Raw genomic sequence first — 20,864 nt, forward strand, 5'->3', positions numbered from 1 at the left:
TCTTTCCTTCATCGTTTGCTGCCCTTCGGCAGCATTGCGTTCCTGTTGTTGTTTTTTTCGGGTGACGATGAGCCACAACAAAAATCAAAATGGAATGAAGTTTATCAACCGAAGGATCAGTTGCAGGCTTATCTTGAAAAGCTGTACGATCTGACTGATGAGCATCCTTTTTATCTTTCCAACAAAGCTGATTCACTTGAACAAACATTGTGGCGTAAGCCAATATCGAAACAGGAACAAACAGCTTATCTCGATTTTATTTTAAACATCGCTTATCATTTATTACAACAGGGACAGATACAAGCCAGCACACGTTGGTATGAAAAAGGGTTGAACTATCAGCAACAGCAGAAAGTTGTTTATGAAGCTGAAGAGTTTATTATAAAACCACTCGGGAATAATTATGTGCGGCTGGGCGATTATGATAAGGCCATTGCCTTGCAGCAATCAGCGATAGAACAGGCAAGTGCTGAACAACAATTGAATCTGCTTCCGTCGCTTTACAGTAACCAGGCCATTACGTATTACTGGTTGGGAAATTATGATGCAACACAAACAAGCTGCAACAAAGGCTTGCAATTTATAACGAAGCAGCCAACTGTAGCCGGTTTGCTGTACAATGTAAAAGCCGATGCGTTTTATGCAGCAGCAAAAATGGATAGTGCTGATTTCTATAACCAGAAAGCATTGCAATTCTTTCGCTCTGCCGATGCGGTTGATGCAGATGCTTCGTGGATGGTGAGCGCCTTGCAGCTCTCTGCTAAAATTTTGTACGATAAAAAGCAATGGAACAAAGCCTTACAGAAATTACAGAACGCAGAAAGGATACTCGAACAGACCTACCCCGACAGCAGGCAGCGTGATAAAGCAAAACTGAAAGCAGAAAAAGGTAATCTGTTCTTTCAGTTACAACAAAGTGATAGCAGTATTCAAAATTTCAAAGACGGACTGCAGTATTTCAATATCAGCAGCAGCGGTTATTTTCCCGATCATACAGTTACAACTTTGTACGCAGGATTGGCGAAAGGATTTGCAACACAACAGCCAGACAGTGCAGGGTATTACTATCAGCTTGCAGTTGCCAATGATTATTACTGCAATCAGTTGATCACAACTTCTTCAAATGCTTTGCAAAGCAGTAACAGTAATACCATGAGCGAAGAAGCTATTGTGTTTTTCGAAGAGCGATACAGTCAAACAGGGAAACAGGAATCAGCTCAACAGTTACTTTGGCTTATTGAATTATCAAAAGGTCGTAAACTATTGAATGAACAAAGCCGAAGCAGACAATGGCAAACTGACAGCACCTCTTTATTACAACAGCAGTTATTTGCTGAGCTGCGAAACGATTATCTCTTATTAGCTGAAACAAATGATGCTGCAAAGAAAACACTCATCAGCGAACGAATCCGCAAACAGGAACTGCAACTCGGCTTGCAGGAAAACCGTTTTGCTCAGTTGCTGGAGCAGCCTTCGCTGCAACAGTTTCAGCAGAAGTTAAAGGAAGTAACGGCAAAGGCCGATTTTATCAGCTACAGTATCGTCAATAATCAGGTTTATTTATTGCATGCAACACATGGAACGATTAATTGTAAACGTCTGCCGGCTGCTGTAAAACAACAAACAGATTTATTGCTGCAAACTTACTTCTCTCCAACATCATCAACTTACAATAATAACCCGGCCGCTTATTATCAATCAGCAAATGAACTGCGAAAGCAAGTACTTCCTGTTGAACTAAAATCTAAATCACTCGTCATTTCCGCTGATGCCTGGTTGCATCATCTTCCCTTTGAAGCGTTGAGTACGGATAACAAACAGCAGTTTCTTGCCGAACAAACTGCAGTAAGTTATGTGTACTCGTTCCTGCAGTATGTGCAGGAGATAAAACAGTCAGCCCAAAAATTACCATTCACTGTTTATACTTTTAGTCAACCAAAGGATGGATTTGCAGCGTTGCCTAATTCACTTGTTGAAGCAAATCAGCTGAACAAGCAATTCAAAGCAAACTTGTACGAGGCAGCAACAACCGATGCCAATGAGTTTGTTGCATCCATGCAATCATCAGCTGTATTGCATCTTGCATCGCATGCGGTTGCCGACAGTACACAGCAACCTTATCTTGTATTGCAAGAGAAATTTTATCTTGGCCAACTACAGTACATTACTACTGCATCACCTTTGGTGGTACTAACCGCCTGCGAAACAGCCGCCGGGTCCTTACAGGATGGAGAAGGTGATGCAAGTATCGGACGAGCTTTTATCAGCAAAGGCGTGAAAGGAGTAGTTGCCAGCAGATGGAAAGTGGATGATGCTCTTGCACCTGTTTTTATACAATCGTTTTATTCTTCTTTGCAAAAACAACATTCACCTGTAACTGCCTTGCACGAAGCAAGAAAATTATACCTGCAAAACACAAGCAATCCTGCACAAAAAAATCCATTGCTTTGGAGCGGCTTCAGTTATTTAGGAGTTGATCAGCAGATCGAATTGCAAACATCTTCTTTCAATTGGTACTGGTTGTTGTTTCTTTTAGTGCTTCCGGTTGCTTATTATTTCCTGCGTAAGTCCAAGCGTTAATTTTTTACCACAAAGAACACGGTGGATTGCACAAAGAGCACAAAGCTTCGTGTTTGCTGTGTATACTTTGTATTTAAATGACGAGTAGGGAAATAGACCCTGAAGTGTGCGACGCAACCACAACTTCATAGAAATTCTGCAGCCTGTTACCCAAAAATATTCCTCCTCAATCTTCTTTAAATCAATGAGTTAGAAAAAACCTGAAAATTTCTTTCCCAAACAGGGTAACAATCTTTCGCTGCTGCGGATATACCTGCAAACAACAAACAAAAACAATTAAAACTTCTTATTATGAAACAGTCAATCTTCTCAACACTCGCCATCGCAGCAGCTATCAGTTTTACTGCTTGTAAAAAAGACAAAGGCTCAATTGTACAGCCACACGTGTTCGAAGGAAAAGTAAAAACCTTCTTCGATGCGAACGCACCAAAGTATGAAGCGTTTACGATCGATGCATCAACAGGTGGTGTACTGTTAACAAGCAAAGGCACAAAGATCAACTTCCCGGCCAATGCATTCAAAAAATCAAACGGACAACTTGTAACAGGTAGCGTTACTGTGCAAGTAAAAGATATTCACCAGGCAAGTGATATGCTACTCGGTAACAGACCAACCGAAGCCGGTGGACAAATGCTGGTCTCTTATGGAGAAATGACCGTAAAAGCAAACCAGGGTGCTGATGAATTACAATTGAATGCACCTGCGCAGGTGGTGGTGCCTGCTGCACCAAAAGCCGGAGCTAACGGACAGTTCTTACGTGAAATACCAATGTGGGCCGGTGATAGTGCGTTAACTTATTCTATCAATGGTAACGATCATGAAAATCTTCCCGTAACACTTTCACAAACCGGTTATGTGCCACGTGGCATCAACTGGGTACAGAATGGAAACTTCGCTGTAAACAATAACAATGGTACTTCAACTTTCAATCTTGATAGTCTTGGTGTATGGCGTAACTGTGATGCGTTGATGGGCGACCCACGTCCGAAAACAACAGTGTTAGGTTACTTCAGCAATCAGTGGAACTCTGCAACAAGTACAAACTATATGGGTGGTGAACCAAGTATGCTCTTCTTTAAAGTGAAACAACAAAACACCCTGGTGAAATTGTACAACAAAATTGTGAATGCACCTGCAGGTAAAGAAGGATTGTTAAGTTACCAGAACAGTTTCCCGATTGGTATTGAAGGTACATTCCTCGCCATTACGTTTAAAGACAATAAAATTTATGCAGAAATGCAGGATGTAACAGTAGGAGCGCCTGCAAGTGGTAAAACATACTATGGTGTAACATTTAACCTCACCGAAGTAACCGAAACCCAGTTGCTTTCTCTGATACAACAATTGAATACCAAGTAAGGTCCGTTGTTCATCCGTCGAAAACATCTGTACTATGAAACAAAGTCCTTCGGCAACGGAGGACTTATTTATTTAAAATCGCTTTGGATAAAATCGGCCAGCAGTTTCATGCGGTAGTAAAGATTGCTGATCATTAATGGAACATTGTTGCGGAGTTTTTCAACTGATCCATTGTTCATTTTCTTCAATGTTTTCAACTCTACAATTTTTTCATCAATCTTGTCGATGAGGCGTTCAGCTGTCCATCCAATGTATTTTTTGTTTCGGTCGTCGTAAACATGGTATGGTTCTATGCCACCTGCCTTCAGTTTCTTAAATGCGAAATTCTGTTTGATTGATTCCTGGATAGCATCATTGCTCAAAAGATCAATGATCTTATCGGAAGATACTTCGTTGAGAAAACCATTTTTGAAAATGTTGAGATTGTTACGCAGTTCCATCAATACCTGCTTCTTCAGCACATCACTTGTTTTGCTTTGTTTGTGCAAAAAGGAGATGAGGTTGTCTAGTGGTGCAATGCCGCTTTTTAGCCAATCGAGGTTCATGAAATAAATTTAGTGTTCATTTCTCACATGCAAAACATTGGCCCGAAACAGTTTAAAAAAGGAAAGGCTGCTCAACTGAGCAGCCCTTATAGGAATCAGGAAAAACCAATTATTGTTTTTGCAGTACAATAGTAAGGGCGGTGTTTAGTTTTTCAATGATCTTTACACCATTATCGATCACTGAATCAGCGTGAGTTTGTTTTACAAACAAGGATAATTTCGTGCCTTCCAGTTTATAGTTAAGGCCGCCCGGTGCGCTACTTGTACCGCCAAGCATGTTTTGATCGAGATAAAGTGAATCTGCGCTAACAAGTTTATACTTGCTTGATCCGCTTTGTGTCGCAATAGTTCCACTTAACGGTATTATTTGTTCTGATTGAAAAATATTATTCTCATATTCTCTCTCAGTTATTGTTGAAGTGTAATCATAACCCACACCTTCGGCTGTTATTGAGTTGCCTGAAAACCTGTATAAACCTTTAGGGTTTGATGATGCGATGTCTGTAACAATTTCATACTTTAATTCAGTACCTGCGTCTCTAAAAATATGAACAGTTGAATCTTTGCCTGTTAATGAAATAAATTTCCAGCTCCCTGTTAATGGAGTAGAAGCTGTTTCACTACTCCCTTCTTTTTTACAGGAGGTTGTTGCAAGAATAACTACAGCGAGGATCGGGGTAAGGTTTTTGAGTTTCATAAGAATATTTTTGCAAGAATAAGTATTTTTTGCAATGTTGTACCTTGCCTTTTTATAACTGTGTTGATTTGTCACATAAACGCATTATAGCACACTTTGATCTCGATACATTCTTCGTATCGGTTGAGCGGTTGAACGATCCTTCGCTTATTGGTAAACCCGTGATCGTTGGTGGAACTAAAGAAAGGGGCGTGGTGAGCACCTGCAGTTATGAAACCCGTGCATTTGGTGTGCACAGCGGTATGCCTATGGCACAGGCCATGAAACTTTGTCCGCATGCAATTGTGTTACAGGGTACCCGAGGCGATTACAGCAGATACTCAAGATGGGTCACCGATATTATCGCAGCAAAAGCACCTTTGTTTCAAAAAGCATCGATCGATGAGTTTTATATTGACCTAACAGGTATGGATCGTTTTTTTGATCCAGTTCAATGGACAATTGATTTAAGGGCAGAAATTATTAATGCCACACAATTGCCTATTTCATTTGCTATGGCATCAAATAAGCTTGTTGCAAAAATTGGAACCGATCTCGCAAAGCCCAACAATTATATTGTTATTGAATATGGAAAGGAAAAAGAATTTCTTGCTCCGTTACGTGTAAATAAAATTCCGGGAATAGGAGAGAAGGCTTATCACACATTGCTTGATCTGGGTATTGAAACAATCGGCGATCTGCAAAATGTAAATCCTGTTATGCTGGAACAACAATTGGGTAAGCATGGACGGGATCTGTGGCTGCGTTCACAAGGCATCAGCAGCAGCGAAGTAAACGCTTATCATGAATCAAAATCAATCTCAAGCGAAAATACATTTCATGAAAACCGCAGCGATATTGCTTTTCTGGAAGAAGAGATCGTTCGCTTAACAGAAAAAATTGCACATGAACTCCGGCAGGAAAATAAAATGGCGGGTTGCGTATCGGTAAAGATCCGTTACCCAAATTTTGAAACACAACAGCGACAGGCATCTATCCCCTATACATTTTATGATGATGAACTTATTTACAATGCGAAACAATTATTTCATCAACTGTATAAAAAAGGCCAGCCGGTTCGTTTGCTTGGCGTTAAGTTGAGTGAATTAACCGATGAAGCTTCACAAACAAATCTCTTCCAGGATGTGCAGAAGAAGAACGAACTGTACAAGGCCATCGATAACGTGAAAGAACGTTTTGGTAAAGCATTACTAACAAAAGGTCGAAATGCAAAGCGAAAAGCGGAAGACAATGAATTGCCCGATGTTTCCTAACTGATGTTCGTGGGGTAAATTTTTTAGTTGTAAAGTCTATCTGATAAGTAGGGAAATGCTATATTTGCTCTCTCAAATTCTATTGTTCACTTTTTAATTCTGTTTTATGAGTTTACGTTTAGGTGATGTAGCGCCAAATTTCCAGGCCAAAACAAGCATTGGTGATATTGATTTTTATGAATACCTCGGTGACGGTTGGGGTGTCTTGTTTTCGCATCCTGCAGATTATACGCCGGTATGTACAACTGAGCTTGGTAAAACAGCTTTATTAAAACATGAGTTTGAAAAGCGTAATGTAAAAGTACTGGCGCTAAGTGTAGATGGTGTAGCAAACCACAAAGGCTGGATCAGCGATATCAACGAAACGCAAAATACAAGTGTTGAGTTTCCAATCATTGCCGATGAATACAGGAAGGTGGCCAATCTGTATGACATGATCCATCCCAACGCATCAGAAACATTTACAGTGCGTTCTTTGTTCATCATTGGCCCCGACAAAAAAGTAAAACTGTTTATTACATACCCAGCATCAACAGGTCGTAATTTTCATGAAGTGTTACGTGTAATTGATTCATTACAGTTAACGGCAAATTACAGTGTGGCTACACCAGCCGATTGGAAAGAAGGCGAAGATGTAATTGTTGTACCTGCCGTAACTACCGAAGCAGCCATTGCGAAATTTCCAAAAGGCGTGAAAGTTATTAAGCCTTATTTACGTTATACTCCGCAACCCAATAAGTGAGTTTTCTATTGATGAAATGATCTGGTTATGCAAAGCCCCCAAGAGATTGGTGGCTTTTATTTTTTGATCCATTTTTCAAATTGTTGCAACAATGCCCGCAGATCTTTTGAAAGTGTGGCTTCTAATTCAACCTTTTTACCATCAACATCAGTAAATGAAAGCTTCCATGCATGTAATGCCAGACGATTAAGCAATGGTCGCTCTTCCTCTTCTGATTTTGCAAGCTTGAATTTTTTTCGCTTCATGGATGAGAGAAGAATGGGGGTGGCAGTACCATAGACTTCATCGCAAACTATAGGATGTCCAATATGTTTCATGTGCACACGTATCTGGTGAGTACGTCCTGTATGTATCTGGAATTGCATCCACGAATAAAGGCCGTGTTCTTCCAATACTTTATAATCAGTTAATGAAGCTCTGCCTTTTGCATGTGTAATATAAGTTGCATTTTTCGCAGGGTGTTCCATAATTGGCGCATCAACACTTCCTTCTTTATTCGCCAGGGTGCCGTGTACAAGACCGAGATAAAATTTCTCTACTGTACGGTCTTCAAACTGTTTTGAAAGAAGCTTATGTGTTTCTTCATCTTTTGCAAACACAATTAAACCACTGGTGAATTTATCAAGACGATGAACGATCCAAACCTTCCCATATTTTTCATTCAACCAATCTTTTAATGATGGTTCAGTTTGTTTACGGTCGGGAATAGATAATAAACCAGATGGCTTGTTGAGTGCAATCCAGTGATCAGTTTCGGCAATAATTTCGAGTTTATTCTTCATCTCTGTTTTTGCCTTTTGTTTCTTCTTTCTTTTTTACAAACGACTTGTTGAGGAATTTCAGAAGACGCACTTCTTTTTCGTTTAAGTAACGCCATTTGCCACGATCAACATTTTTCTTGGTGAGGTTGGCAAAGAGTACACGATCCAAGCCTTTCACATCGTAACCAAGCGATTCAAACATACGGCGCACAATACGGTTACGGCCGCTGTGTATTTCAATACCTACGATCTTTTTATTTTTCGGATCAGCATAACCCAATGCATCAGGTGCAATAAAACCATCTTCTAGTGTAACACCGTTCAGTAGTTTTTCGAAGTCTTTTTTCTCCAAAGGTTTATCGAGTGTTACTTCATACACTTTCTTTACCTGGAAACTGGGGTGCGATAATTTTTGTGTGAGTTCACCATCATTCGTCAACAACAAAACACCGGTTGTATTTCTGTCTAAACGACCAACAGGATAAATACGATTGGTTGATACGCCTCTCATCAGATCCATAATGGTTCTTCTTCCCTGCGGATCTTCTGAAGTAGTGATATAATCTTTTGGTTTGTTTAGCAGGATGTACACCAGTTCTTTCTGTATGCTGATCTTTTTGCCATTTACTTTTACTTCATCCTTGTCGGTTACTTTATGTCCCGGCTCTGTAATTGCTTTTCCGTTTACTAATACAGTTCCGGTTTTAATTACTTCAGCAGCTTCTCTGCGACTACATACGCCGCAATGTGCCAAGTATTTATTCAATGGCATTTCGCCATTTGTATTTTCACGTTTGAAAGTAATGGGTTCAGCAGGTGTTTGCGCTTTAGCTACATAAGCATCGCCCTTTTTCGTCGGTCTGGTAGCTTGTGGTCTTAAACTTCTTTCTTCTGCTTTCTTTTTAGCGAAGTATTCGTTCTTATCGGCTCTTGCCTTTTTCTTTTCCTGGCGGAACTCTTCTTTCTTTTGGGCGTTTGTTTTCTGGCTTTGAAAATTGCCAAAACTCTTTTTTGTCATAATGCTTGTATTTGCTGTTTTGCAACAGGATGAGCGACAAAGGTAATTGAAATGCTTTAGGGGAAGAAATAAGATATCACTCGTTAGTTGTGGGCATTGTGAGAAGCTGTTGATTTAATACTGGCCAAACGGTTGCGCAACCGTTCATCCAATGATTGGCGCATACTTAACATTTCAGAAATTATTTTGCAGGAATTTCCCAAACAACTCGTCAAACTAATCTATGAGAAATTTTTTCGTTGCCCTTTTTTCGTTGATGACCTATGTAGCAGGAGGGCAATCTCCTCAAACCCTTTATTTCGACCCGGCTTCCACTATTGGTGCACCAGCATCAAGAATTTTTGAAAGTATTACCTACATACCTCTGGAAACAACAAAACAAAGTTTGTTTGGACAAATCAGCCGACTTGTTGTAACGCAGCAATACTTTATTGTTTTCGATTACGATACACAGGGTCTTTATTTTTTTGACAAGTCAGGGAAGTTTGTAAAGAAATACAAGGATGATAAGTACACAATTGGTACCATGCAGTTTTTTGAAAAGGAGAATGCACTCTATCTCTTGCAGATGAACAGAAATTTCAGACCAACAGAACAGGAAATAGATGAACTTATCCGCAATCCATTCTCAAAGAACAACAGAAAGTATGCAAGAGCTGTTCTGTATGACCTTTCTGATATTCAGAAAGAACAGATCAAAGAAATACCTGATTTTACAATTTACATGGCTAATCCTTATTACTTTAATTCAAAAGAATGGGTGTACAGTATAGTACTGGAGGATAAGGACGCAAAAGACTCTGTTGACTATGAATTGAAAATATCTGATGGGAATAAAACACTCCGTGCTTATTTCCCTTACCCAAAGCGAAAGTCATCTTATTTGTCTGAGCCCGGAAATATTGATTTTTTCCATACAAGCAATACAAATACTTTACTCTTTACAAGACCGTACAATTATTCCATTTACCAATTAACAACCGACAGTATTACGCCTCTTTATAATTTTGTTCTTCCTTTTGAGAATACGGTACCCAAAACTTTTTTCAACAAAGAGTTCAGCTCACGCAATGAATTGCGTGAATACAAACAAACTAATCCTGGCTACGTCTGGCAAATAGATGGCTTGGTTCCGTTTAATAATTTTTTGTTCTTCTCACTCGATTATCAAAAGCGTGATCGCCGGTTTTTGTTTGATAGAAATAGCAACCGGTTTTATAATGTCAACAGGATAACACCCGACAGCAGCAACGCTTTCCTGCCAATCATGGGTTGGAACATCCAGTATTATGATAACACAGCTTTATACAGCAGTATATCTTCTGATGCCATGTTCCGTTCTAAGGAAACAGAGCAAAATAAAAAGCCTGTCTATTCTGAATTAGTAAAAACATATTTCGATAAGAGTAAATCTTCAGCAAATCCCGTTATCATCATCTTGAAACCATTGACAAAAACCAAATGAAAATAATTACCATTCTACTGCTCCTTCTCCCATGCATTATTTTTTCGCAAGAGAAAACAGTGGGCTCTGCGGGTACTGTTACCGGGCTTGTAAAAGATTCCGCAAACGATTATGCACTTGAGTCTGTAACTGTACTTGTTTATAAAAAAAGTGATTCCACCTTATTGAACTATCAACTCACCAATACATCGGGGGAGTTTGCTTTTGATAAGTTGCCTTTGAATGTGTCTTTACTCATTAGCCTTACATCATCAGGATACAAATCCTTTTCAAAAACCATCAAGCTCGACAGTACAAATTCGTCTTACAGCTTTGGCACCATACAACTTGGCACAAACTTTAAAAGTCTTGATGAAGTGGTGATTCAAGCAGTGTTACCGATTCGTATGAATGGCGATACTTTGGAAATAAATCCTGCTGCATTTAAACTTGATTCAAATGCAGTGGTAGAAGATATGTTGCGCAAAGTTCCCGGTGTTACACTTTGGGGAGATGGAACCGTAACAGTAAATGGAAAAAAAGTAACCAATGTGTATGTAGATGGGAAACCTTTCTTTGGTAATGATCCGGCTATTGCTACACAAAACTTACCAAAGAATGCGATTGAAAAAATACAAGTGTACACTGAAGAAGACCGTACAAAAAATGCAGCTGAACGAACAGCATCTGATTCGTTGCTGACCTTGAATATTAAACTGAAAGCCGATAAAAAGAACGGATACTTTGGTAAAGGTGGTGTTGGCATAGGAACTGACAATCGCTTTGAAGGTGATCTCGGGTTACAGGCATACAATAAAAAAACAAGGCTTGGTATTGGCGCTGCCATCAACAATATTAATAAAGGAGTTGAGGATCTGCAATCGCTACTGGGTGAGACAACTTATAGGAGTTTTAACCCACGCAACAGGTATGTAGCAAATTTTGGCGGACAAGGCATTAACAAAATATACTTCGTTGGTGCTAATCTCCAGCATAGCTTTATTGAAACAACAAACAACCAACGTACAAACGAGTTATCACTTGACTTAACTGGGCGTGGTAATGTGAACAATATAATCTCCAGTTCAAGGGGCGTTTCAACAACGGGTGCAGGCGCATTGTATACAACCTCAACAAGAAACTCAACACAGGATAATGATACAAAAACCATAGGGCTAAACTATAATAAACGTGACAGGGATAAGGATCTCGGCTTTCGTGTTTCAATGAGTGAAACAAAAGGTATTGGTAATTCATCGTCAACTTCAAAAAGTGAAAGAGACAGTGTGGGTATTGTAAGTGAAAATATTGAATCGTCTCAATCGCAAACCACAAACCGTAACATCAACCTCAGTGGAAATTTTCAAAACAAGGATAGTGATGAACGAAACCTGAAAAGTTTTTCTTTAAGGATTAACTCAGGATATAGCGAAAATCAAAGTATCCGTAACACGCTTACAGATTTTGATTCGTATGAGAACCCGGCACGAAATACATCACTAAACCGCCTTTATAATTCAAACACAAACAACTGGAACGGGGGCGTGAACTTTACTTATAATGCACTGAAGCGTTTATTGTTTGGTAGTAATAATCTCTGGAACATTAATGTAAGAGTAACAAATAACTTCCAGGTTAGTAAATCGGACGTTACTTATAATGTAAGTGATTTCGATTCTACAGGAAAGGTGTATGTCATCAATAATAAGATCACGAACCTCCATCATAATAATCGTATCAGCGAAGAACCTGCTTTGAATTTGTCGAAAGCATTTACCAAAAATCTGTCGAACAGATATTTTCGTTCGATCACATTTTCAACAAATCTTGGGGGGCAGTTCTTATGGGAAAAGGATCGTTCAAATTTCAACAACCGTAACCTCAACAGGGACTTTGCGTTCTTTACGCCCAACTCAAATATTGCTTACTTCTACCAAAAAACAAATGGATACAACGTTAATTTTAACGTCAATTACTCGAAAAACTATTCAATTCCTGGTCTTGATCAATTGTATCCCATCATCGATAGCACAAACCGATACTATTTCAATTACGGGGGCGCATTTTTGAAGCCTTCAGCAACAAATAGTGTTGGCTTTAATTTCAATTATAACAGGGGTAACAATAGAAATAAAAAAGCGGATATTAATTTCAACCTTAGTGGTAACATTGGAAGAGTGAAAAATGCCATCGTTGACAGCAGTAATATTTACAATGATGGTAGCCGGGACGTTTACCTCATTAATTTAGATGGCAGAAAGACCTGGAGTTTGTTTGGCAACATTAATACGTCGATCAAACTGAAAAAAAATGTATTGCAGTTCACTTACAGCGGATCCGTATTTAATAGCCAATCACCAAATTACATCGATAAGATATTTTCAATTTCACGTACGCAGAACTTCAACAATTCACTCCGTGTGTATTTTGCTGTAACTGACATTATAAACTTCTCATTATCGCAGGGAATAAATATGAGTAACAGCAAACAAACAGGAGGAAGGTTGCAGTCGTTTAATAATAAAAACTATGTAACGTCTGCAAGTATGAATCTTCAATACCCGAAAAATCTTACACTGAGCAGTACGCTTAACTATGTTAGGAATGAGGCAAGTAAACAAACGTCCATGCTTTGGAATGCATATATTAGTTACCGCTTGTTAAAGAGTAAACAAATTGAGACCAAGTTTTCTGCAATGGACATTCTGCGGCAGAACAGGAATATCTTTATCAATGCCGGCAGTAATGGCATCAATACAACAGTCACCAATGGGCTGGAGCAATTCTATATGCTGACGATCTCTTATTTTCCTCGAAAGTTTGGTGCCGGGCCAGGTGGTGGTCGTAGAGTTGGTGGCGGTGGAGGAAATGGACCTGGTGTGAGAATGGGTGGCAGACAATAACAAATATCTTGTATAAATAGAAGCGGCTATGCAATTTTTACATAGCCGCTTTTTTATGAATTTAAAATTGTTAGAAGACTTAGGATAGAAGGGTATCAATTTATTCCTTCTTTATTTGCTAACTGCCCGCAGGCTGCATCAATGTCTTTACCACGGCTTCTTCTTAAGCGTGCATTCACTTTGTGTTTTTCTAAATAAGCCATGAATTTATTTGTCACTTCTTCTTCCGGCTTTTGAAATTTTGCTAAGTCGATTGGATTATATTCAATAATGTTGATGAGGTCGGCCGGAACTTGTTTGTAAATTTTGATCAGGTCATCTGCATCCTTCAACGAATCATTAAAATCTTTGAAGAGGATATATTCAAATGTAATTTCATTACCTGTTTTCTTGTAAAAATGATTTAATGCTTCGATCAATGATTTGATATTGTTGGTATCATTGATGGGCATGATCTCATGACGCTTTTCATCTGTTGCAGCATGTAAACTCAAGGCCAGTTTAAAACGCACTTCATCATCACCCAATTGCCTGATCTGTTTTGCAACACCCGCTGTTGATACGGTGATACGGCGTGGGCTCATACCTAAGCCATCAGGTGAAGTAATTTTTTCAATTGCTTTCAATACGTTTTTATAGTTGAGCAAAGGTTCACCCATGCCCATGAATACAATATTGGTGAGCTTCTTTTCATACACACGCTCACTTTGCTGATTGATGAGCACCACTTCATCATAGATCTCATCATAATGGAGGTTACGTTTCCGATCGATATAACCGGTGGCGCAAAATTTACAACTGAGTGAACAACCAATTTGCGACGAAACACAAGCGGTTTTGCGTTCATCAGTTGGGATCAATACACCTTCCACCAAATGACCTTCGTGTGTGCGGAATCTTGATTTTACTGTTCCATCGGCTGAGTACTGCGTAGCATCAACTGCCAACGCAGGAAGTGTAAATGTTTCGCCGAGTTTTTGTCGAAGTTCTTTGCTGAGATTGGTCATGTCGGCAAAGCTGTGGGCATGCTTCTGCCAAAGCCATTCATACACCTGTTTTGCCCTGAATTTCTTTTCCCCCATGCTTTCGAAGAAATCCGTGATTTCTTCAAGACTTAAGTGGCGGATATTTCGCTCGTTCGCTACTTGCATAGCGGCAAAGGTACAAACCAAAAACGGATTGAATTGAGTTCTTTACATTTGGCTTTTATAATTACATATGAATCCAGTTTATATTATCGATTGCGTCCGCACACCCATCGGCAAATACGGTGGTGCATTGGCTACTGTTCGCCCCGATGATCTGCTTGCTCATGTCATTAAAGCTTTGGTGCATCGCAATGCATCTATGGATGTAAATGCTATTGAAGAAGTAATTGCAGGTGCTGCAAATCAAAGTGGCGAGGATAATCGTAACGTGGCCCGGATGGCGGCGCTGCTTGCAGGCTTACCTGTAACAGTTGCAGGCAACACGGTAAATCGCTTGTGTGCAAGCGGTTTGCAGGCTATCATGGATAGTGCAAGAGCAATTGCCAATGGTGATGCTGAATTGATGATTGCAAGTGGAGTGGAAAGTATGAGCAGGGCACCTTTTGTAATGCCCAAACAAACTGATGCATTTGGTCGAAAAACAGAACTGTACGATACAACACTTGGCTGGCGGTTTTTAAATTCCCGTCTTTCTGAATTATATCATCCTTACAGTATGGGTGAAACTGCTGAGAACGTAGCGAAGCAGTGGAATATTTCACGGCATGCACAGGATGAATTTGCATTAGAAAGCCAGGCAAAATATGCTGCTGCAAAAACAGCAGGTAAATGGGCTGAAGAAATTGTTCCTGTGGAAGCAGTACAAGGCAAGCAGGTGATTGTGGTTCATGGCGATGAACATCCGAGAGAAACAACCATTGAGCAATTGGCAAAATTGAAAGCTGCGTTTGCTGCAGATGGCACCGTAACAGCAGGTAATTCAAGCGGTATTAATGATGGTGCCGCAGTTATGTTATTGGCAAGCGAAGAAGCCGTAAAAAAATATAACCTGAAGCCTATAGCAAAAATAAAATCAATGGCTGTGGCCGGCGTTGATCCTGCTATTATGGGTATCGGACCAGTACCTGCAACACAGAAAGCATTACAACGTGCAGGCCTTACTGTTAGCGATCTCGACCTGGTTGAACTCAATGAAGCATTTGCTTCACAAAGTATTGCCTGTATTCATGATCTTGGTCTTGATATTCAAAAAGTGAATGTAAACGGTGGCGCCATTGCAATTGGCCATCCACTAGGTTGTAGCGGTGTGCGTATCTCTACAACATTATTACATGAAATGAAAAGAAGAAAAAGCAAATACGGACTGGCAACAATGTGTGTAGGAGTGGGGCAGGGAGCAGCTGTTATTTATGAAATGATCTGAAACAATAGATCAGCACTATAAAATAAAAAGCTGTTACGCATTTGAAACGTAACAGCTTTTTATATGCATTTAGTTGAAACTGCTATTGGTTCACTTTCGGATCAATTATTGTCCAGCTTTTTGCGCCAAGAAAGTATGTCTTACCGCTCTCGCTGTAGCGCATCAGTAAAGGATACTTTCTGTAACGGTAAGGCGAACTGGTCATTGCAGGTGCAGTTTCATTTGTAAAAATGATCTGCGTTACGGTATGTGTTGTTTCAGGAACAAGTGTGTCTGCTTCAGCATTGTTTCCAAGTTTGAGTGATTTCTCCATCGTAACAGGAGACTTCACTTCTTCCGTTGTAAATGATACGCTGCGTCCATCGATCCACACATCATCAATAGTAATACTTCTGCCATTGCGGATAAGCAGGTAAACATATTGCTGCAGCTTTGCTCTTCCTTTTTCTTTCGACGAAAAATTAGCACCACCGCTTACTTTTTGCTGATAAGCATACAATTTTACAACAGGATATTTTCCTGTGTGCAGAAACGATGTGCAACAAATAAAAAGCAAACCCATTAAAATTGTTTTCATCTTTTTCGTTTAGCATGTTGATGCCCGGCACAACTGCATTACATAAGCGTTAATTCGTTTTCACAAATTGTTGTACATGTTTATACCTGCGGTTGTCGCTTATGATCTCAAGCAGATAACTACCTGTTGATAACGGACCAAGTGGTACTGTGCCATTTTGGTAAGCCTGTGTCCGTTTCATTAATACCTGTCCGCTTAAATTCGTTACACGAATATGGATGGTCTTGATGCCGGTTGCTCCACCTGTCCGGAAATTAATATCACCCGGTGTAATGGTTGGGAATACTGCATTAATGAATCGTTTATCATTTACCACAACATCAGGAACAGAAGTTGGCACATTGCCAATAACGGTATAGAACATACCGTTGCCATGTGTACCTACAAGTAAAGTATTGTCGGCCGTGCGTAAAACAAGATCATTTACAATAGCACCTTGCATAACGGCCGGACCTTCTAATGTCCATACAGTTGATGTGCTGTTAATAGTTGATGTACTGAACAGGCCTATGGATGTGCCTACATAATATTCAACTCCGGTAGTTGTGGCCACAATGGCGCATGATCTAAAAGATGCTGTTGCAATGTTTCCTTCTACTAATTGCCATGTTGGAGAGGCTGATAATGCATTTCCAGTCCAGAAAGCACTAGTAGCCCCATAATTAGAAATTACTGCCAACACTGTATCAGGGTTACGGGGATTAACTGCAATTTCTCGAACCAGTGCATCTGCTGTTATACCTGATGGTGTAATATTTACCGGTGCTGTTGATGCGGCTGCATTCCTAGGGTCTTGCATGCGATAGATCTTAGCCTTATCTGACCCAATAAAAAGATAACTGCCGGTTCCGTTATAAGTGCCTCTTGATGTTGCAAGCGCAAAAATGCTTTCCCCGCTTGTATTTAACGCAGCTGCAATTCCTGTCATTTCTGTCCAGCCGGATGTTGCGGTTACGGTTGTCGCCGATGTGGTTCTCCATAAGCGATTGTCTGCTACATAGTACAGAAGTTCTGTATTATCAGGATCAAGATGGTAGTAGGTTACAAATTCGCCTTCAGGGGCACTACTTGGATCTATTTGAGCACCTGTTAAGTTGGAGCCTTTTACAATGTTTAAACGTGCAAGGATTCCGTTTTGAGCGGAAGCGTATAAATATTGCTGGGTTGAAGTACTGGGCGAAAGCGCAGTCATCCCTCCATCACCACCAAGAAGACCAACGTAATGATCATTGGGATCAGACAGAGCAGGGCCAAATAATAATTTCGAATCACGATAAGAGGTTGAATTATCCTGAGCCCCGCCTGAAAACGTAAGCGAACCTAATGTTGGGTCGATAGCAACGTGATAGTATTGAAATGTTTGGTATTGACTGTTAAGATTGTCCCAGGTTATGGTAGATGCAGTTATATCGTTTGTAACCTGCAAGCCACCGTCGTTACCAACAACAAAGCGGTTAGGAGTTGATGGATGAAATGCAAATGCATGAAAGTCTACATGACTAAACCTGTTTGGGTCATTATAGGTAGTCGATTCTAATCCACCGATAAAAGTTCCCGGATTTAAAAAGCCATCAGTTGATTTAAACAGATTGACTCCGCCTGCTAGAACAAAATTTTCCAGAGTTGGGTGAACTGCAAGTAACATATTGTATTCATCTTGTGTTTCCAAGTATTTTGTAGTGCTGCCATTTTGAAGAGCCATTAGGTTTGCAGATCTGTTAGCCCAGGAAACTGTAGGAAAGCTTGCAAGGTTTGCCCTGAACAAATCTGCTTCAGCTTGACCTGATGAAGCAACAAGACCATTGTCATACATCACATACAAAATATTGGAATTGCTAGGGGCAACAGCTAAAATTGTTCTACCCCAACCGGCATTATACTCGTTATTGGTTATAGTATTATCGTATGCTCTCCAACCCGTCACCAAACTGGGCCCTCCAATTTTTGTCCACGAACCGAAGTTCCCATTTGTTGATGTCCATACTCCTGCGGTGTCACTGTCTATACTTCTGCCTGAAAAGGATGCATAGTAACGCACTGGTGCAACACCCGGCTTGGAAATGGCAATGTCGGTTATTAAAGTTACCAAAGGTGTATTAGGGGTAGAGAGCCCACTCAACTCGAACAAAGAACCTCCCCACGTATTCCCACCATTCGTTGAGCGTAAAATGGCACCTAAAACCGCAGCATAGACATGGCCGTTATTGTCAACTTGTATGTTGAAGACCATATCAAAAATATCATCCACAAAACCATTTTCTGTTTCATTTTGATCAATAGACGACGGAAGCTTTGTCCAGGTTTGCCCATTATTAACCGATTTATAAATGCCATGTCCGGGAATTAATGCGTTTGGATAAGTAGGTGAAGAACCCCAAAATTCACCTGTGCCGGCATACCAGGTATCCTGAAAACCGGGTCGTGGGTCTTGTGCCAAACAGCTAACAATGCGAACATCATTTATTGGGTTGCTAAAGCTCCATGTTGCTCCGCCATCAGTTGAACGAAAAATACCACCTGATATACCAGCAGCCAACATTACTCCACTATTCCGAATATCATAAGCAACAGCCCTTGTTCTTCCGCCATTTTGTGAAGGACCAGCTGCAGTATATGAATTATTGATTGTTTGTCTGAAGCTGGCAGCGTTTTGGTTGCTTTGTATGGATCGTAACAACGCTAATTCCTTCTTATGAATATCTCTTGGAATCTCACCCTTAGCAGGATCGTGCAGCATTTTCCATTCATACAACCGGCGTTTATTGCCACCTTCTTCTTCAGGTAACCCGAGAAGTGAAATTTTATTTTTTGTGCTGTATTGTTTTTTGCCAGTGTAATTGTAAACAAATACAGAAATGATGGCGATTGATACTACCGAAAGGAGCAGGTAAGCTGTTTTGCGCATACTCTAAAAATTAGGTTGTCGTAAGTTAAGATTTTTTTAGGGAGATGAGGATTCTTGTAGAGAGGGTTGCAATGAAATAATATCCAAACAAAAAGCCCCCGATATATCGGAGGCTTTTGCGGTGAGGGCGGGATTCGAACCCGCGGTACAGAGTTACCCGTACGGCAGTTTAGCAAACTACTGATTTCAGCCACTCATCCACCTCACCGACTGAAATTTTAAGGGTGGCAAAAATAAAGATTCGCACCCATACAACCCAAAAAAAGAAAAGAGGTTTTCTGTTTAGCTGATTCAGCCGTATTAAATTGAAAATTTTTGGAGCAGAGCATCAAAGCTGAGTGACTCCTGCACACCCGTAGCCAATTCTTTTACATTGCAGGTGCCGCTTTCGAGTTCTTTCGTGCCGAGAATGACGATAAATGGAATTTGTTTTTTCTCGGCGTATTTGAATTGTTTGTCGAATTTGCTGTTTTCATGAAACAATTCACACGCCACAGCTTTGTTGCGTAACTGCTGCATCAGCTCAAAAGCTTTTTTGCTTTCTGCATCGCCGAGATTAAAGAATAAAACTGTTGTTCCCGTATGCACATCCGCAGGGAATAGTTTTAATTCCTCCATCACATCATATATACGATCAACGCCAAACGAAATTCCAACACCGGGAATATTTGGCACACCAAACAAACCGGTAAGATCATCGTAACGACCGCCGCCACCAATGCTTCCCATCTGTACATTCTTCGCTTTTACCTCGAAGATAATGCCGGTGTAATAATTAAGACCACGAGCCAAGGTAAAGTCGAATTGCAGATTAGTGATTGCTGATTGCAGATAGACTGTTTCCAATTCTTCAATTCCTTGCCTGCCTGTTTCAGATTCACCAAGTAATGAGTTGATCTGTTGCAGCTTTTCTTCGTTGCTGCCAACGATGAGTAAATATTTTTCAATTATGGAAATTTGTTCTGCTGTTAATCCACGCTGAACCAATTCCTCTTTTACTTTTTCTAACCCGATCTTGTCTAACTTGTCAATTGCAACAGTAATGTCAACCATCTTTTCGCTTCCACCACATACCTCTGCTAATGCAGCAAGTATTTTCCTGCTGTTGATCTTTATTTCTACATCAACGCCGAGTTTTTGAAAAACCGTAGAGTAAATATTGGTCAGCTCAACTTCATTCAACAATGACTTGCTGCCCACCACATCTGCATCGCATTGGTAAAACTCACGGTAACGACCTTTCTGCGGACGATCAGCTCTCCACACCGGCTGCACCTGGTAGCGTTTGAATGGCATGGTTAGTTGATTGTGATTCATCGCTACATAACGTGCAAAGGGAATGGTAAGATCATACTTCAATGCTCGTTCAGTAATAGCGCTTGTATTTTTTCCTGCGAGTATTTTTTCAAATTCGTCTTTGATCGTTTGTTGTTTGGCAAGATTATCCAGTCCGTTGTTGAGAATTTTGAAGATCAGTTTATCTCCTTCTTCACCATACTTGCCCATCAATGTATCAAGATTTTCCATGGCAGGTGTTTCCAGTGGTTCAAAGCCATATAATTCAAAGACCGATTTAATGGTATTGAATATATAATTGCGTTTTCGAACAACATCTGCTCCAAAATCTCTTGTGCCTTGCGGTAACGATACATTAACCTTCGCCATTCT

15 protein-coding genes and 1 tRNA gene are annotated in these 20,864 nt (G+C 40.2%); 7 read left to right on the forward strand and 9 right to left on the reverse strand.

The features are described 5' to 3' along the window. Positions 1–15 precede the first annotated feature (15 nt). Positions 16–2,580 carry a CHAT domain-containing protein gene (locus tag VK159_RS06080; protein ID WP_324229243.1) on the forward strand — a complete coding sequence of 855 codons (2,565 nt, stop codon included), beginning with the start codon at positions 16–18 and terminating at the stop codon, positions 2,578–2,580. 291 nt (positions 2,581–2,871) lie between these two features. Continuing rightward, the gene (locus tag VK159_RS06085; protein WP_324229244.1) at positions 2,872–3,939 is read left to right on the forward strand and encodes a hypothetical protein; all 1,068 of its coding nucleotides are present in this window, start codon (positions 2,872–2,874) and stop codon (positions 3,937–3,939) included. Positions 3,940–4,007: 68 nt separating this feature from the next. On the opposite strand, the gene VK159_RS06090 is transcribed toward VK159_RS06085, so the two are convergent. Next, positions 4,008–4,484 (reverse strand): hypothetical protein, encoded by a 477-nt coding sequence (locus VK159_RS06090; protein WP_324229245.1) that lies wholly within the window; start codon positions 4,482–4,484, stop codon positions 4,008–4,010. A gap of 109 nt (positions 4,485–4,593) precedes the next feature. After that, a complete protein-coding gene (locus VK159_RS06095; RefSeq protein ID WP_324229246.1) occupies positions 4,594–5,181 on the reverse strand; it encodes a hypothetical protein in 588 nt (195 codons plus the stop codon). 68 nt (positions 5,182–5,249) lie between these two features. On the opposite strand from VK159_RS06095, the gene dinB reads away from it, so the two are divergent. Together dinB and VK159_RS06105 are read left to right on the forward strand one after the other, a co-directional pair. Further along, the gene (gene dinB, locus VK159_RS06100) at positions 5,250–6,434 is read left to right on the forward strand and encodes a DNA polymerase IV (protein WP_324229247.1); all 1,185 of its coding nucleotides are present in this window, start codon (positions 5,250–5,252) and stop codon (positions 6,432–6,434) included. Between the two features lie 106 nt (positions 6,435–6,540). After that, the gene (locus tag VK159_RS06105; protein WP_324229248.1) at positions 6,541–7,176 is read left to right on the forward strand and encodes a peroxiredoxin; all 636 of its coding nucleotides are present in this window, start codon (positions 6,541–6,543) and stop codon (positions 7,174–7,176) included. Between the two features lie 56 nt (positions 7,177–7,232). Here the strand turns inward: VK159_RS06105 and VK159_RS06110 are convergent, their stop codons facing one another. Both VK159_RS06110 and VK159_RS06115 read right to left on the reverse strand, forming a co-directional pair. Continuing rightward, a complete protein-coding gene (locus VK159_RS06110) occupies positions 7,233–7,958 on the reverse strand; it encodes an RNA pseudouridine synthase (protein WP_324229249.1) in 726 nt (241 codons plus the stop codon). Next, positions 7,948–8,955, reverse strand: coding sequence for a pseudouridine synthase (locus VK159_RS06115; protein ID WP_324229250.1), 1,008 nt, complete (start codon positions 8,953–8,955; stop codon positions 7,948–7,950). The genes VK159_RS06110 and VK159_RS06115 overlap by 11 nt, the downstream gene beginning before the upstream one ends. Positions 8,956–9,178: 223 nt before the next feature. On the opposite strand from VK159_RS06115, the gene VK159_RS06120 reads away from it, so the two are divergent. After that, on the forward strand, positions 9,179–10,420 hold the full coding sequence (locus VK159_RS06120; protein WP_324229251.1) for a 6-bladed beta-propeller: 1,242 nt from the start codon (positions 9,179–9,181) through the stop codon (positions 10,418–10,420). After that, positions 10,417–13,302 (forward strand): outer membrane beta-barrel protein, encoded by a 2,886-nt coding sequence (locus tag VK159_RS06125; RefSeq protein WP_324229252.1) that lies wholly within the window; start codon positions 10,417–10,419, stop codon positions 13,300–13,302. The genes VK159_RS06120 and VK159_RS06125 overlap by 4 nt, the downstream gene beginning before the upstream one ends. A gap of 95 nt (positions 13,303–13,397) precedes the next feature. On the opposite strand, the gene rlmN is transcribed toward VK159_RS06125, so the two are convergent. Continuing rightward, on the reverse strand, positions 13,398–14,453 hold the full coding sequence (rlmN, locus tag VK159_RS06130; protein ID WP_324229253.1) for a 23S rRNA (adenine(2503)-C(2))-methyltransferase RlmN: 1,056 nt from the start codon (positions 14,451–14,453) through the stop codon (positions 13,398–13,400). Positions 14,454–14,520: 67 nt separating this feature from the next. On the opposite strand from rlmN, the gene VK159_RS06135 reads away from it, so the two are divergent. After that, entirely contained in the window at positions 14,521–15,714 is a 1,194-nt protein-coding gene (locus tag VK159_RS06135; protein WP_324229254.1) for an acetyl-CoA C-acyltransferase, read from the forward strand. An 82-nt stretch (positions 15,715–15,796) separates the two neighbouring features. On the opposite strand, the gene VK159_RS06140 is transcribed toward VK159_RS06135, so the two are convergent. The 4 genes from VK159_RS06140 to hisS form a co-directional block, all read right to left on the reverse strand. Then, positions 15,797–16,291 carry a hypothetical protein gene (locus tag VK159_RS06140; protein WP_324229255.1) on the reverse strand — a complete coding sequence of 165 codons (495 nt, stop codon included), beginning with the start codon at positions 16,289–16,291 and terminating at the stop codon, positions 15,797–15,799. 49 nt (positions 16,292–16,340) lie between these two features. Continuing rightward, complete coding sequence (locus tag VK159_RS06145) at positions 16,341–19,196, reverse strand: T9SS type A sorting domain-containing protein (RefSeq protein WP_324229256.1); 2,856 nt, start codon at positions 19,194–19,196, stop codon at positions 16,341–16,343. A gap of 119 nt (positions 19,197–19,315) precedes the next feature. Further along, a tRNA-Ser gene (locus VK159_RS06150) sits at positions 19,316–19,404 on the reverse strand. Between the two features lie 92 nt (positions 19,405–19,496). Then, complete coding sequence (gene hisS, locus VK159_RS06155) at positions 19,497–20,861, reverse strand: histidine--tRNA ligase (protein WP_324229257.1); 1,365 nt, start codon at positions 20,859–20,861, stop codon at positions 19,497–19,499. Positions 20,862–20,864: the final 3 nt, after the last annotated feature.

Origin of the sequence: Lacibacter sp. (assembly GCF_035299325.1) — a bacterium.
GTDB lineage: Bacteria > Bacteroidota > Bacteroidia > Chitinophagales > Chitinophagaceae > Lacibacter.

Bases quoted from the DNA above. Each gene is read 5' to 3' on its own strand.
- VK159_RS06135 (WP_324229254.1), top strand. From the start codon at position 14,521: ATGAATCCAGTTTATATTATCGATTGCGTCCGCACACCCATCGGCAAA.
- VK159_RS06095 (WP_324229246.1), bottom strand. From the start codon at position 5,181: ATGAAACTCAAAAACCTTACCCCGATCCTCGCTGTAGTTATTCTTGCA.
- VK159_RS06145 (WP_324229256.1), bottom strand. From the start codon at position 19,196: ATGCGCAAAACAGCTTACCTGCTCCTTTCGGTAGTATCAATCGCCATC.
- rlmN (WP_324229253.1), bottom strand. From the start codon at position 14,453: ATGCAAGTAGCGAACGAGCGAAATATCCGCCACTTAAGTCTTGAAGAA.
- VK159_RS06120 (WP_324229251.1), top strand. From the start codon at position 9,179: ATGAGAAATTTTTTCGTTGCCCTTTTTTCGTTGATGACCTATGTAGCA.
- VK159_RS06115 (WP_324229250.1), bottom strand. From the start codon at position 8,955: ATGACAAAAAAGAGTTTTGGCAATTTTCAAAGCCAGAAAACAAACGCC.
- VK159_RS06090 (WP_324229245.1), bottom strand. From the start codon at position 4,484: ATGAACCTCGATTGGCTAAAAAGCGGCATTGCACCACTAGACAACCTC.
- hisS (WP_324229257.1), bottom strand. From the start codon at position 20,861: ATGGCGAAGGTTAATGTATCGTTACCGCAAGGCACAAGAGATTTTGGA.
- VK159_RS06140 (WP_324229255.1), bottom strand. From the start codon at position 16,291: ATGAAAACAATTTTAATGGGTTTGCTTTTTATTTGTTGCACATCGTTT.
- VK159_RS06125 (WP_324229252.1), top strand. From the start codon at position 10,417: ATGAAAATAATTACCATTCTACTGCTCCTTCTCCCATGCATTATTTTT.
- VK159_RS06110 (WP_324229249.1), bottom strand. From the start codon at position 7,958: ATGAAGAATAAACTCGAAATTATTGCCGAAACTGATCACTGGATTGCA.
- VK159_RS06105 (WP_324229248.1), top strand. From the start codon at position 6,541: ATGAGTTTACGTTTAGGTGATGTAGCGCCAAATTTCCAGGCCAAAACA.
- VK159_RS06085 (WP_324229244.1), top strand. From the start codon at position 2,872: ATGAAACAGTCAATCTTCTCAACACTCGCCATCGCAGCAGCTATCAGT.